Origin of the sequence: Arthrobacter sp. YN (genome assembly GCF_002224285.1) — a bacterium.
Classification (GTDB): Bacteria; Actinomycetota; Actinomycetes; order Actinomycetales; family Micrococcaceae; genus Arthrobacter.
This window is the reverse complement of sequence record NZ_CP022436.1, coordinates 2,674,225-2,686,900: the sequence shown is the minus strand read 5'-3', so window position 1 is coordinate 2,686,900 and position 12,676 is coordinate 2,674,225. Positions and strand designations below refer to the sequence as shown.

Below are 12,676 nucleotides of genomic sequence, written 5' to 3'. Positions count from 1 at the left end.
TCGCTGTGGAACCCGTCCCGGACCTGACCGGCAGCCTGCGGATGCTGGACGCCTTCAGTGCAGCAGAGCCGGCAGCCTGCAGCGGTCCGCGCTGGTGGTGGGGTGGCAGCCTGGACGTCGAAGGGCTCGCGTTGGGGTCCGTCCAGGCAGCAGCCACTGCCCTCGAATCCCTGACGGGTTCCACGGGTCGATACTCGGTGTCGTCAGAACTGACGGCAGCCTCTTTCGATTCGTTGGGACACCTGAGGATCTCGGGCCGGAAACCTCAAGGTTTTGCTCCTTTGTCCGGGTTCCGCCCAACCTTGGATGGTTGGGTCCGCCTGCATGCCAACTACCCGCACCATGCGTCCCGGCTGATGGAAACGCTCCGGGCCACTACTCCTGATGAGCTGGACCGTGTGCTGCGTTCAATGACCGCGCTGGAGGCAGAAGAAGCCATCACTGCCGGGAGGGGTGTTGCCGCCGCCGTCCGTACCCGGGAAGAATGGACGTCCACGCCAATGCATGCGGCGGCAAGCACGGGACCGTGGATCGGTTTCACCCGTCCCGAAGCTCCGGGTAAAAGTCCGCGGCCGTCGTCGTGGATTCCCTCAACTGACCCTTTCCGGCCCCTGGCCGGACTCAGGGTCCTGGACCTGACCCGCGTCATAGCCGGGCCCACGGCCACCCGTCTTCTGGGCGCCCTGGGTGCGGATGTCCTGCGGATCGATCCGCCTGGCCTTCCTGAGCTCACCGATGCCTTTGTTGACTCCGGGTTCGATAAGCGCAGCGCCGAAGCCGACCTCAACAAGGCCGGGGCCTTGGAAGTGGTGCACCGCTTGCTTTCGGCGGCCGACGTCGTGGTGACCGGCTACCGCCACGGCGGGCTGGACAGATTCGGCTTGGGCCCGGACGGGATGCTCGACGTCAGGCCTGATCTGGTGGTGGTGACATTGAGCGCCTGGGCCAGTACAGGACCCTGGAATGGCCGGCGCGGTTTCGACAGCGTCGTCCAGGCTGCCTGCGGAATTGCGGAGCGATACGGAAATGCCGATGACGGGTGGAGGCCGGGCGCGCTACCCGTCCAGGCACTGGATCACGCAACGGGGTATGGAATTGCTGCAGCTGCCTTGGCTCTCCTGACCGAACGCCTCCACACAGGACGAGGAGGAGCGGCGCACCTTTCCCTGGTCCGCACGGCGGAGGCGCTCTTCCGTCTGCCGTCGCGCGGGCCCGCGAGCGGCGTCGGCGGAGTGCCCCTTCCGGAATTCCGTCTGGTGGACAGCCCTTACGGACCTCTCCGCTTTGTAGGGCCACCCCTGACCATGGACGGTGTTCCCCTGCAGTACGGCAAGGCGCCCGTGAAGTATGGAACCTCCGCCCTGGCCTGGCAGTAAGGAAGAACCGGGAGCGGCGGGCTCTGCTCCCCTAGTAAGCTCGGAGCCATGAGTGTAATCCGCCCAGCCACTGTAGACGACGTCCCTGCCATCCTCCGGATGATCCATGATCTTGCGATCTACGAGAAGGAACCGGACGCGGTCAAAAATACCCCGGCCATGCTCACCGAAGTACTCTTCGGCGAGAGCCCCCGCGTCTACGCCACCATCGCCGAAAACAGTGCCGGCACAGTTCAAGGCTTCGCCCTTTGGTTCCTGAACTACTCCACCTGGGAGGGCGTCCACGGGATCTACCTGGAGGACCTCTACGTGATCCCCGACGCACGCGGCGAGGGCCATGGCAAGGCGCTGTTGCAGCATCTGGCGGCCACCGCCGTCGAACGTGGTTACGCCCGTGTTGAGTGGAGCGTCCTTGACTGGAACGAACCCTCCATCAAGTTCTACAAGAACCTGGGCGCTTTCCCCATGGAAGAGTGGTCCACGTTCCGCCTGACCGGCGAGGCACTTGAGGCCTTCGGCACGAAAGCGGGCCAGGCCAACGAGGCTCTCGCCCGTGGCTGACCAGTACCCCGGCCAGAACGCCGGCCGCAGCACTGCCGGCGTGCACAGTGTCCCCGCGCGCCACGAGTTCCGCGGCTTGCGGACGGCGGAGCATTACTTCACCGTCCCCTTGGCGCACGTACCGGATGAATCAGTCACCGCCGGCGAGACCATCACGGTCTTTGCCAGGGAATACACTTCCACCGACCACACGGCCGAGGCAGCCGCCAGATTGCCCTGGTTGTTGTTCCTGCAAGGCGGCCCGGGCGGCCGTGGCAACCGGGTCACGTCATTGTCGGGTTGGATGAAGGCGGCCGCGAAGGACTTCCGCATCCTGATGCTCGACCAACGCGGCACAGGCTTGTCCACACCCGTTGAACGGCAGTCACTCGAACTCCGGGGCGACGCCGCAGCACAAGCCGAATACCTGACTCACTTCCGTGCCGACTCGATCGTGGCTGACGCTGAGTACATCCGCCGCGTGCTCGGCTCCGGTCCATGGTCCGTCCTCGGCCAGAGTTTCGGCGGCTTCTGCGCGTTAACGTACCTGTCCTTCGCGCCGGAGGGCCTCCGCGAGGTCCTTATCACCGGTGGGTTGGCGCCGCTCCACGGTCCGGCGGACCGCGTGTACCAGGCCACGTTCCACCGCGTCGCTTTGCGAAATGCCGAGTACTTCTCCTGGTACCCGGAAGACCGGGACATCGTCACCCGGATCGCCCGCCACCTGGACCGGCAGGCTGAGTTCCTCGCCAGCGGCGAAAGGCTCACGACCGAGCGTTTCCAGATGATCGGATCCTTCCTCGGCGGCAACACACGGGTGGACGCGCTTCACTACCTCCTGGAGGATGCATTTATTGACACGCCTTCCGGCCCGCGCCTGTCCGATGCGTTCCTTGAACAAGTGCGGAGCCTCGTGAGTCGCGCGGCCAACCCTCTGTACGCCGTTTTGCATGAGTCGATTTACGGACAGGGAGAGGCAACCAACTGGGCCGCATGGCGGGTGCTGGAGGACCACCCGGAGTTCAAACCCGACGCGAACGAGCCACTGCTCACCGGCGAGATGGTCTACCCCTGGTATTTCGAACAGGATCCGGCCTTGGTACCCCTGCAGGACGTGGCAGAGCAGTTGGCCGCCAAGAAAGACTGGAAGCCCCTGTACAGTCCCGAACGGTTGGCGGCCAACACCGTCCCCGTGGCGGCCGCCGTCTACAAGGACGATATCTATGTGGACCATGATCTGTCCCTGGAAACGGCTGCGGCAGTGCGTGGGCTTCAACCATGGGTCACCGCAGACTTCCACCACGATGGTATCGGGGAAGATGGCGAGGGAATCTTCACACGACTCCTTGGCATGGTTCGGGCGGTCCGCTAAGCCGGTGGCTGGAGAGCCGGCGTGTCCCGGGCCCGTGCTGACCTAACGGCCATGACGAGCGTCAAGGCCAGCACCACAGCGGCCAGAACGCTGGACGCGATGTTCAAGCCCTGGTAGCCGATCCAGGCGAGCAGCAGACCGGAGGTGGCGCCGCCGACGGCGCCGGCGCCACCCATAAGGGTGTCAGAGACGCCCTGAACGGTGACGCGCGCATCGGGGGCAACGCTTTCTGCCAGCAACGTTGAACCAGCGATGGTTGCCGCAGACCAGCCCAGGCCCAGGAGGATCAGGCCAGCGGTGACGAGACCAGGCTCATGCTGGCCAAATCCGGCAATGAACACCGCAACCAGCAACAGGCCATGGCCCATGGCGATGGTTTGCAGGCGCCCTGCTTTGTCAGTCAGCCACCCCCATAGAGGCGACAACGCAAACATTCCGGCAATGTGAAGCGAAATCGTGAGGCCGATGATCACCAAGGCATCCGCACTGTCGGTGGTTCCGCCATGGTGTCCTGCATGGGAACCGCCGACGAGTTGCTGAAGGTGCAGGGGCGTCATGGACATGACGGCCACCATGACGCCGTGCGCTGCCACAACGGCGGCCAAGGCCAGCATCGCCGACGGTGATGAGCGCACGGCGCGCAATCCCGAACGGATGGTACCCCTGGCGGGCAACGCGCCGTCGCCTGCGTCGCCGCTTGCCTGGGATGCTAGCCGCCGGGACAGCAGCAGGGGGTCAGGGCGAAGGCCCACGAACAACAGGACGGCGGCAAGGAACAGGCCGGCGGCAGAAAATACGAAGGGGCCGGCAATGGGCGGCAGCCCGAGCGCCTGCCCTACCACTGCACCGGGCTGGATCAGGTTGGGGCCGGCGACTGCACCAATAGTGATGGCCCACACCACGGTGGATAGTGACCGCCCGCGGTGCTCCGGGTCAGCGAGGTCGACGGCGGCGAACCTCGCCTGCAGGTTTGCGGCAGTACCAAGACCCAGGAAGGCGGCGCCCAACAAGAGCAGGACGAAAGACTGGCCCACCACGGCCGCAATAATCAGGAGCGCCCCCATCATCGCGGCCACCAGTCCTGTAACCAGGCCCGTGCGGCGGCCCCGCGTTTCCGCCAGCCGCGCCAGGGGAAGAGCTGCGATCGCTGCGGCCAGTGTCAGCACTGTGGTGATGGAGCCGGCCCAGGCTTCTGAACCTGACAGGTCCACTGCCAGCAATGATCCGATGGAAAGCGTGGCTCCGTTGCCGACGCCGCTGAGAAGTTGTGCGGAACTGAGCAGGAAAACAGTACGGCGCTGAACCCGTTGTGGGTCCAGCGCCGTAGTTGGAGTGGTAGTCACTTCACGAGACTACAACTTTCCGAAGAGAGTTACTCTGCCTCGCTCATGCTCTTTTTTGCATCTTCCTCGAGCCGGGCATCCAGTTTGGCCTGGCGTGCCTGCGGGCTCAGGAGGCTGGCGACAACAGCCACGATGATGGTTCCAACAATGACCGCCAGGGACACGTAGGTGGGGATCTCGGGAGCCCACTCGATGTGGTGGCCACCGTTGATGAACGGAAGCTCGTTGACGTGCATGGCGTGCAGGACAAGCTTGACGCCGATGAAGGCGAGAATCACAGACAGGGCGTGCTTCAGGTACACCAAGCGGGTCATGAGACCACCGAGGAGGAAGTACAGCTGGCGCAGGCCCATCAGAGCGAAAATGTTCGCCGTGAAGACGATGAAGGCACTCTGGGTCAGACCGAAGATCGCGGGGATGGAGTCCACAGCGAAGAGGAGGTCCGTCAGGCCGATGGTCACGAAGACGATCAGCATGGGAGTGAAGACCTTCTTCCCGTCCACCACGGTGCGGATTTTGTTGCCGTCGAACTTTTCGGACATCGGCAGGACCTTGCGGAGGCGGGCAATCAGCGGGTTCTCAGCACCCTCTTCTTCGTCTTCGCCCGAGTCCTTGGCCTGCTTCCAAGCAGTCCAGAGGAGGAAGGCGCCGAAGATGTAGAAGACCCAGCTGAATTGTTCGATGACCACGGCGCCGAGGGCAATGAAGATACCGCGGAGGATCAGCGCGATGATGATGCCCACCATCAGGACTTCCTGCTGGTACTTACGGGGCACCGAGAAGCGGGCCATGATGATGATGAAGACAAAGAGGTTGTCGATGCTGAGGCTGTACTCAGTGACCCAGCCGGCGACGAACTGGCCGCCGTATTCCGGGCCGGCGAACGCGAACATGGCTACGGCAAAGAGCAGTGCCAGTCCTACATAGAAGCCGACCCACAGGCCGGCTTCCTTCATGGAAGGTTCATGGGGACGCTTGACGACCAACAGGAGGTCGACAGCCAAGATGATTCCGAGAACGACAAAGGAGCCGATCTCGAACCAGACGGGAAGCTGCATTAAAGGTGCCTTTCGCAGGGTACGGGAAAGCGGTGTAAGTCTCTCCGGCCTGCCAGGGTGCGGTGAATGCAAAAATTGGCGGCCCGCTAGATCCGGCGAGGCATCTGTGCCTTGCGTGCTGACGGACGTAGCGCTTGGGATACTCCCCTACGTGACCTAAACCTTACCTTAGGCGTGCCCGGCGGACTGCATCTGGCGTAATTCGCGCTTCAACTCCTTGACTTCGTCACGGATGCGGGCAGCGACTTCGAACTGCAGTTCAGCAGCCGCCCCGTGCATCTGTTCGGTCAGTTGCTCGATGAGGCCAACCAGGTCCTCTGCGGGAGCGGCTGCGAGGCCATCCTGCCGAACCGTTGCCGCACCCTTGGCAGCCGACTTGCCGCGCTTGCCACCCTTGGCGAGCCGGTTGTTGTTAAGCAGTTCCTGGGTGTCTGCGTCTTCCTTGGCCAACTGGTCCGTAATATCAGCAATTTTTTTCCGCAACGGCTGCGGATCAATGCCGTGGTCCGTGTTGTATTGCACCTGGATGGCACGGCGCCGGTTGGTTTCCTCAATGGCGTGGGCCATGGAGTCGGTAATCCGGTCCGCGTACATGTGGACTTGGCCCGACACGTTACGGGCTGCGCGGCCAATGGTCTGGATCAGCGAGGTGGAAGAACGGAGGAACCCTTCCTTGTCAGCGTCGAGGATGCTCACGAGGGAAACCTCAGGCAGGTCCAGTCCTTCACGGAGGAGGTTGATGCCTACCAGGACATCAAACACGCCCATCCGGAGCTCACGGAGCAACTCCACGCGTCGGAGGGTGTCGACGTCGGAGTGCAAATACTCCACCTTGACGCCGTGGCCCACCAGGTAGTCTGTGAGGTCCTCCGCCATGCGCTTGGTCAACGTGGTGACCAGAACGCGTTCATTCTTCTCCGTGCGGGTCCTGATTTCCCCAAGGAGGTCGTCGATCTGTCCCTTGGTGGGCTTGACCACTACCTCGGGATCGATGAGGCCGGTGGGACGAATGATCTGCTGCACGTAGCCATCAGCTTTGCCGAGCTCGTACTTACCGGGGGTTGCGGACAGATACACCGTCTGGCCGATGCGTTCCAGGAACTCATCCCACTTCAGCGGCCGGTTGTCCATGGCGGATGGCAGGCGGAAGCCGAAGTCCACGAGGTTCCGCTTACGTGACATGTCGCCCTCATACATGGCGCCGATCTGCGGGATAGTGACATGCGATTCGTCAACGACCAACAGGAAGTCGTCCGGGAAGTAATCGATGAGGCAGTGCGGGGCGGTCCCGGGATTACGGCCGTCAATGTGCACGGAGTAGTTCTCAATGCCGTTGCAGAAACCCATCTGCTGCATCATCTCGAGATCGTACGTGGTGCGCATCCGGAGGCGCTGGGCCTCCACCAGCTTGTTCTGGCCTTCGAGGACCTTCAAGCGGTCAGCGAGCTCGTCCTCGATGCGCTTGATGGCACGGGACATGCGTTCCGGACCGGCAACATAGTGCGACGCCGGGAAGACGTACATCTCCTCTTCGTCGCGGAGGACCTCTCCGGTCAGGGGGTGGAGGGTCTGGATGTTCTCGATCTCATCACCGAAGAATTCGATCCTGATGGCCAGTTCCTCGTACATGGGGATGATTTCCACGGTGTCACCACGGACCCGGAACGTTCCCCGGTGGAAGTCCATGTCGTTGCGCGCGTACTGCATGGAGACGAACTTGCGCAGGAGGTGGTCCCGATTCATTTCCGCACCCTTGCGGAGCGTCACCATACCGGCGATGTATTCCTCGGGCGTACCCAGGCCGTAGATGCAGGACACCGTGGCCACCACGATGACGTCTCGACGGGTCAGCAGGGCGTTGGTGGCCGAGTGCCGGAGGCGTTCCACTTCCTCATTGATGGAGGAATCTTTCTCAATGAAGGTATCCGTCTGCGCTACATATGCCTCGGGCTGGTAGTAGTCGTAGTAGGAGACAAAATATTCCACTGCGTTGTTGGGCAGCAGCTCCCTGAACTCATTGGCCAGCTGCGCGGCCAGTGTCTTGTTCTGGACCATCACCAGGGTGGGTCGCTGGACCTGCTCGATGAGCCACGCCGTGGTGGCACTCTTACCCGTACCAGTGGCGCCGAGGAGGACTACGTCTTTTTCGCCGTTGTTGATGCGTTCTGTCAGTTCCGCAATCGCCGTCGGCTGATCACCGGCGGGCTTGAACTCACTGATTACTTCGAAAGGTGCGACGACACGGTTGATTTCCTGGGCGAGGCTCATAAAACCAATCTACCCCTGCCCCAGGACAGCTACTGTCCGCGTTTGCCTTCAGCAGAAGACATATACGACGGCGGCTGCCAACCCGTGCGCTTGGCCCACCCATCCATGAGTGGCCAGGCAACATCGGTAAACCATGGCTCCTTGGCATCGGCATAGGCGGCCGTGCCGCTTTCGGCCGCAAAGGTAGCCGTCAACTCGCGCTTATGCGCCTCATACAGCGCGATGGCGGAGGGCTCAGATCGCAACCAGTCACGGAACATCAGTGCATACCGCCACCCCGGCGACCCGGCCGCGCGGACATGCAGATTCACCGGCCGGCCGGGATCGGCGCTGGCGTGTAACCGCTTCTGCCAGTCAGCGGGATCAGGCTGGGTGGGTTTCGGCGTGTCCCGGGTGGCTCCCGGGACCGCAGGGAACCCTGCTGCAGCGAGTTGATCCGCCATCAGATCAGCGGCCTCGAGATCGGGGACCGCCACCTGAAGGTCAATCACATCCTTGGCCGCCAGCCCCGGCACCGCTGTGGAGCCGATGTGGTCCACCGCGAGGATCTGGTGGGGGGCAGCAATAGCAATACGGGCGGCGAGGCGGTCAGCCTGCCTGCTCCAGTCACTGTCGGATGGCGTCATGACCGGACCGACGTGCCGTTCAGCCCGTGTTCCCTGGCTGAGATTCTTGGCAAAAGGCAGCAGCCTGTCCGTCCATAACGCCTCAACCTTCGCGAGGAGCTCTTCGCGGTCACCGTCGTTGACCAGGACAACATCGGCAGCCGCGTTGCGTTCTTCCCGCGTGGCCTGGGCCGCGATCCGGGCTCGGGCATCGTCGGGAGTCATTGCCCGGAAATTTACCATTCGTTGGACGCGCACCGGCTCCGGCGCATCCACCACCACCACCAAGTGGAAGTTGCTGCCCTGCCCGGTCTCGACCAGCAGCGGAATGTCCTGGACTACGATATCGCCGGGGCCGGCTGCTGAAACAATCGCCCCTGCTGCTTCGCGGACCAGCGGGTGAATGATGCCATTGAGCACCTCGCGCTGCGAGGGATCGTGGAACACGATAGCTCCGAGCTTGGGCCGATCAAGCCTTCCATCAGAGTCGAGGATTTCAGGGCCGAATGCTTCCACAACGCGGGCCAGCCCAGGAGTTCCAGGTTCCACCACTTCCCGCGCAAGGAGGTCCGCGTCCACAAGGATGGCACCCAATTCCCGCAATCTGGACGCCGCCAGCGATTTCCCCGAGGCGATGCCGCCCGTCAACCCAATCTTCAGCACCCTCCAACACTAGACTGAAGCGGTGGAAAATGAGGATGACAGCCGCGCGACAACGTATACGACCCTCGCGGTTGGTCCGGATTTCCGCCACGAACTGGAGATCCGCAGGTCCCGCTTCATCACAGTCATTCGGCGCTCACCTGATGAGGAAACCGCGCGCTCCCTGGTCAGTGATCTTCGGCGTGAATTCCACGACGCCCGCCACCACTGCTCAGCTTTCGTCATAGGGCCCGATCGGATGATTCAACGCTCCAGCGACGACGGCGAACCATCGGGTACAGCGGGTATCCCCATGCTGGAGGCACTCATCAAACGGGAGACCTCACCAAGGGTGACAGACCTTAGCGACGTCAGTGTCGTCGTCGTGCGCTATTTCGGTGGGATCCTCCTGGGCGCGGGCGGACTGGTTCGCGCCTACTCCGAATCGGTGTCCGCAGGTTTGGATCTGGCTCCGTTGGTTCTCCGGCGAAGATTGCGTCTCTGCGCCATTGACGTCCCCCATGCCGAGGCCGGCCGCTTGGAAAACGAGCTTCGCGGTGCCGGGTACGTCATGGCGGACACCGGATACGAGGCGCAGCACACGGTTCTTCGAGTTGCCTTGCCCGACGAGGCAACGGCCATCTCCGATGCCCGCGCGCGGTTGGCTTCCCTGACGGCGGGACATCTCGAGCTGCGGCTCCAGGGAACCGAGTGGGTGGACGTCCCCCGCTGAGCAGTTCCCGCATCGCGAAGGCTTAAAGCAGAAGGACCCCCGCCCGGAGGCAGGGGTCCTTCTTAGGCTATTCAGCACATCCCGTGAGGGAGGCGGAATTAGTTGCCGGTCAGCTTCTCACGCAGTGCGGCGAGTGCTTCGTCGGACGCCAGGGTACCGCCGCCGGTGTTGGACTCAGCAGCAGCCGGCTCCGAGGAGTAGCTCGTGGTGCCGGAATCGCTCTCACCGGACGTTGCAGCAGCAGCGTCGTCAGCAGCGTGCTGGGCAACCTGCTTCTTGTGGGCTTCCCAGCGGGTCTGGGCGTCAGCGTACTGCTGCTCCCAAGCTGCGCGCTGGGTCTCGTAGCCTTCAAGCCATTCGTTCGACTCGGGGTCGAAGCCCTCAGGGTACTTGTAGTTGCCCTCTTCGTCGTACTCAGCGGCCATGCCGTACAGAGCGGGATCGAACTCGGTGCTGTCAGCGTCAACGCCCTCGTTGGCCTGCTTGAGGGAGAGGGAGATGCGGCGACGCTCGAGGTCGATGTCGATGACCTTGACGAACAGTTCGTCGCCAACGGAGACAACCTGCTCGGCGAGCTCCACGTGGCGGACAGCCAGTTCGGAGATGTGCACGAGGCCTTCGATGCCGTCTTCGACGCGAACGAACGCACCGAACGGAACCAGCTTGGTGACCTTACCCGGAACAACCTGGCCGAGGGCGTGGGTGCGGGCGAAGGTCTGCCACGGATCTTCCTGCGTAGCCTTGAGCGACAGGGAGACACGCTCGCGGTCCAGATCCACTTCGAGGACCTCGACGGTGACTTCCTGGCCAACCTCGACAACCTCGGAGGGGTGGTCGATGTGCTTCCAGGACAGCTCGGAAACGTGAACGAGGCCGTCTACGCCGCCCAGGTCCACGAAGGCACCGAAGTTGACGATGGAGGAAACAACGCCCGGACGAACCTGGCCCTTTTCCAGCTTGTTGAGGAACGTGGAGCGAACCTCGGACTGGGTCTGCTCGAGCCATGCACGGCGGGAGAGCACAACGTTGTTGCGGTTCTTGTCCAGCTCGATGATCTTGGCTTCGATCTGCTGACCGATGTACGGAGCGAGGTCGCGGACGCGGCGCATCTCGACGAGGGACGCGGGCAGGAAGCCACGCAGACCGATGTCCAGGATGAGGCCACCCTTGACAACCTCGATGACGGTACCAGTAACGACACCGTCTTCTTCCTTGACCTTCTCGATGTCGCCCCAGGCGCGCTCGTACTGAGCACGCTTCTTGGAGAGGATCAGACGGCCTTCTTTGTCTTCCTTGGTGAGAACCAAAGCTTCGACCTGATCGCCAACGGCGACAACGTCACCGGGATCAACATCGTGCTTGATGGAAAGCTCGCGGGAAGGGATGACACCTTCGGTCTTGTAACCGATGTCGAGCAGAACTTCGTCGCGGTCGACCTTGACGACGGTACCTTCGACGAGGTCTCCGTCGTTGAAGTACTTGATGGTGGCGTCGACAGCTGCGAGGAAGTCCTCAGCGGTACCGATGTCGTTAATGGCGACTACGGGGGTACCGGGCTTCTCGGTGGAGGTGATGGTCATGTAGTAGGGGCTCCGTTGTGGATAGTGAGTCGGTCAGGCAAACCGCTGCCGTCCGGGTCCGGACGGCAGAACACGGCAAATTACCGGGTCATCCTGATTTGTGGATTAATACAAAATGGATGCATGCACGTAGTACACGCCCGTTTATTCTAGTCGCATTGGCAAAGCAGGGTCAAAAGGAGTGTCACGTGGTCAACACGTCTCCCAAGCGGGCGAACGTGGCACCCCTGTCCAGCATCCCCGGCAAGGCCCGGGCATAGCCTTCGGCAGTGCCCGCAGCAGGCCTGTTGAAGTGCGATATAACGATGTCGCCGGCAGCTGCGCGCGCCACCTCGGCTGCGACGGTGGCCGCCGGGTAGGTGGCCCCACCGTCCCCATTGATGGTGAAGTTGACCGGCAGCATGCCCAGCCTGCGCGTCATCTCCACAGCGACGTCGTCGTAGAAGGCAGTTCCCGGACGGAAAAACCTGGGAGCGGGGCCGTCGAGTTCCTGCATCAGCGCCTGGTTTCCCATCAACTCATCGTAGGCAGCAGCGGTGTTGGCCGTTCCGGGGATCCCGTAGGCAGACCTACCGTTGACGGAGAGGGGCTGATGCAGGGTGCCATGGTTGGCGAGTTCAAACAGTGGGTCGGCGGCCAGCTCGGCGGCCAGCGACGGGTTGGCGTGGAGCCAGCGGCTGTTGATGAAGAGCGTCGCCGGGACATTGAGCCGGCGGAGCGTCGTCAGCAGGGCGTGGTCGCAACCAGTGCCCCCAGGTCCGCCGCACGCGTCGAACGTCAACGCCACGTGCTTCGTCGGCGAGTTGTTCACCACTCCCGTAACGTGCAGCCCCCACTCCACGGGCCGCCTGCCAGCGAATTCGGCCAGGATCTGCTGTTTGTCGGGCACTGTGGCCGCTGTGGCGGTTTCCGTTGGCGCAAGGGCGGCAGCGGCCTGCTCGCTTGATGTGGCAGCAATCGACGGCGGTGGCGTGGCCGGGCCTGTAGGCGGCGCAACCGACGGTGATGCCGCTCCCGATGGTCCTTCGACGGATGCGCAGGCCGCCAGCGCAGCCGACACCAGGCCCGCCATTCCAAGCAGCACTGATCGCCGGCCGGCCACAGGCCGCCGTTTGGAATCCCCCATGGATGTCCTTAATTAGGTATGTCTACGGTTTTT

The 12,676-nt window shown here is 62.8% G+C and carries 10 protein-coding genes; 4 read left to right on the top strand and 6 right to left on the bottom strand.

Annotation, left to right across the window (positions count from 1 at the left end; all coding sequences use genetic code 11):
* Window positions 1–5: 5 nt before the first annotated feature.
* The 3 genes from CGK93_RS12120 to CGK93_RS12110 are packed head-to-tail and all read left to right on the top strand — an operon-like array spanning window position 6 to window position 3,288.
* On the top strand, window positions 6–1,376 hold the full coding sequence (locus tag CGK93_RS12120) for a CoA transferase (RefSeq protein WP_232481307.1): 1,371 nt from the start codon (window positions 6–8) through the stop codon (window positions 1,374–1,376).
* A 48-nt stretch (window positions 1,377–1,424) separates the two neighbouring features.
* Window positions 1,425–1,937: a GNAT family N-acetyltransferase gene (locus CGK93_RS12115; RefSeq protein WP_089595044.1), complete on the top strand. Its 513-nt coding sequence runs from the start codon at window positions 1,425–1,427 to the stop codon at window positions 1,935–1,937.
* A complete protein-coding gene (locus CGK93_RS12110) occupies window positions 1,930–3,288 on the top strand; it encodes an alpha/beta fold hydrolase (protein WP_089595043.1) in 1,359 nt (452 codons plus the stop codon). Before CGK93_RS12115 ends, CGK93_RS12110 begins: the two co-directional genes overlap by 8 nt.
* On the opposite strand, the gene CGK93_RS12105 is transcribed toward CGK93_RS12110, so the two are convergent.
* From CGK93_RS12105 to coaE, 4 genes are all read right to left on the bottom strand, one after another.
* Window positions 3,285–4,631, bottom strand: coding sequence for an MFS transporter (locus tag CGK93_RS12105; RefSeq protein WP_089595042.1), 1,347 nt, complete (start codon window positions 4,629–4,631; stop codon window positions 3,285–3,287). The genes CGK93_RS12110 and CGK93_RS12105 overlap by 4 nt on opposite strands.
* Before the next feature lie 29 nt (window positions 4,632–4,660).
* Window positions 4,661–5,689: a TerC family protein gene (locus CGK93_RS12100; protein ID WP_089595041.1), complete on the bottom strand. Its 1,029-nt coding sequence runs from the start codon at window positions 5,687–5,689 to the stop codon at window positions 4,661–4,663.
* Between the two features lie 168 nt (window positions 5,690–5,857).
* Window positions 5,858–7,957, bottom strand: a complete 2,100-nt coding sequence (gene uvrB, locus CGK93_RS12095) for an excinuclease ABC subunit UvrB (RefSeq protein WP_089595040.1) — start codon at window positions 7,955–7,957, stop codon at window positions 5,858–5,860.
* Between the two features lie 29 nt (window positions 7,958–7,986).
* Window positions 7,987–9,225 carry a dephospho-CoA kinase gene (coaE, locus tag CGK93_RS12090; protein ID WP_089595039.1) on the bottom strand — a complete coding sequence of 413 codons (1,239 nt, stop codon included), beginning with the start codon at window positions 9,223–9,225 and terminating at the stop codon, window positions 7,987–7,989.
* Between the two features lie 22 nt (window positions 9,226–9,247).
* Between coaE and CGK93_RS12085 the strand changes: the two genes are divergently transcribed.
* Entirely contained in the window at window positions 9,248–9,937 is a 690-nt protein-coding gene (locus CGK93_RS12085) for an IMPACT family protein (protein ID WP_089595038.1), read from the top strand.
* 98 nt (window positions 9,938–10,035) lie between these two features.
* Here CGK93_RS12085 and rpsA read toward each other — a convergent pair whose 3' ends face one another.
* Together rpsA and CGK93_RS12075 are read right to left on the bottom strand one after the other, a co-directional pair.
* On the bottom strand, window positions 10,036–11,517 hold the full coding sequence (gene rpsA, locus CGK93_RS12080; protein WP_026540604.1) for a 30S ribosomal protein S1: 1,482 nt from the start codon (window positions 11,515–11,517) through the stop codon (window positions 10,036–10,038).
* A 184-nt stretch (window positions 11,518–11,701) separates the two neighbouring features.
* Window positions 11,702–12,643 carry a polysaccharide deacetylase family protein gene (locus CGK93_RS12075; RefSeq protein WP_089595037.1) on the bottom strand — a complete coding sequence of 314 codons (942 nt, stop codon included), beginning with the start codon at window positions 12,641–12,643 and terminating at the stop codon, window positions 11,702–11,704.
* Between the last annotated feature and the right edge of the window lie 33 nt (window positions 12,644–12,676).

What these genes read in the sequence shown, in the direction of transcription:
- uvrB (WP_089595040.1), bottom strand. Translation starts at nt 7,957, where the DNA reads ATGAGCCTCGCCCAGGAAATCAACCGTGTCGTCGCACCTTTCGAAGTA.
- CGK93_RS12075 (WP_089595037.1), bottom strand. Translation starts at nt 12,643, where the DNA reads ATGGGGGATTCCAAACGGCGGCCTGTGGCCGGCCGGCGATCAGTGCTG.
- CGK93_RS12100 (WP_089595041.1), bottom strand. Translation starts at nt 5,689, where the DNA reads ATGCAGCTTCCCGTCTGGTTCGAGATCGGCTCCTTTGTCGTTCTCGGA.
- CGK93_RS12115 (WP_089595044.1), top strand. Translation starts at nt 1,425, where the DNA reads ATGAGTGTAATCCGCCCAGCCACTGTAGACGACGTCCCTGCCATCCTC.
- rpsA (WP_026540604.1), bottom strand. Translation starts at nt 11,517, where the DNA reads ATGACCATCACCTCCACCGAGAAGCCCGGTACCCCCGTAGTCGCCATT.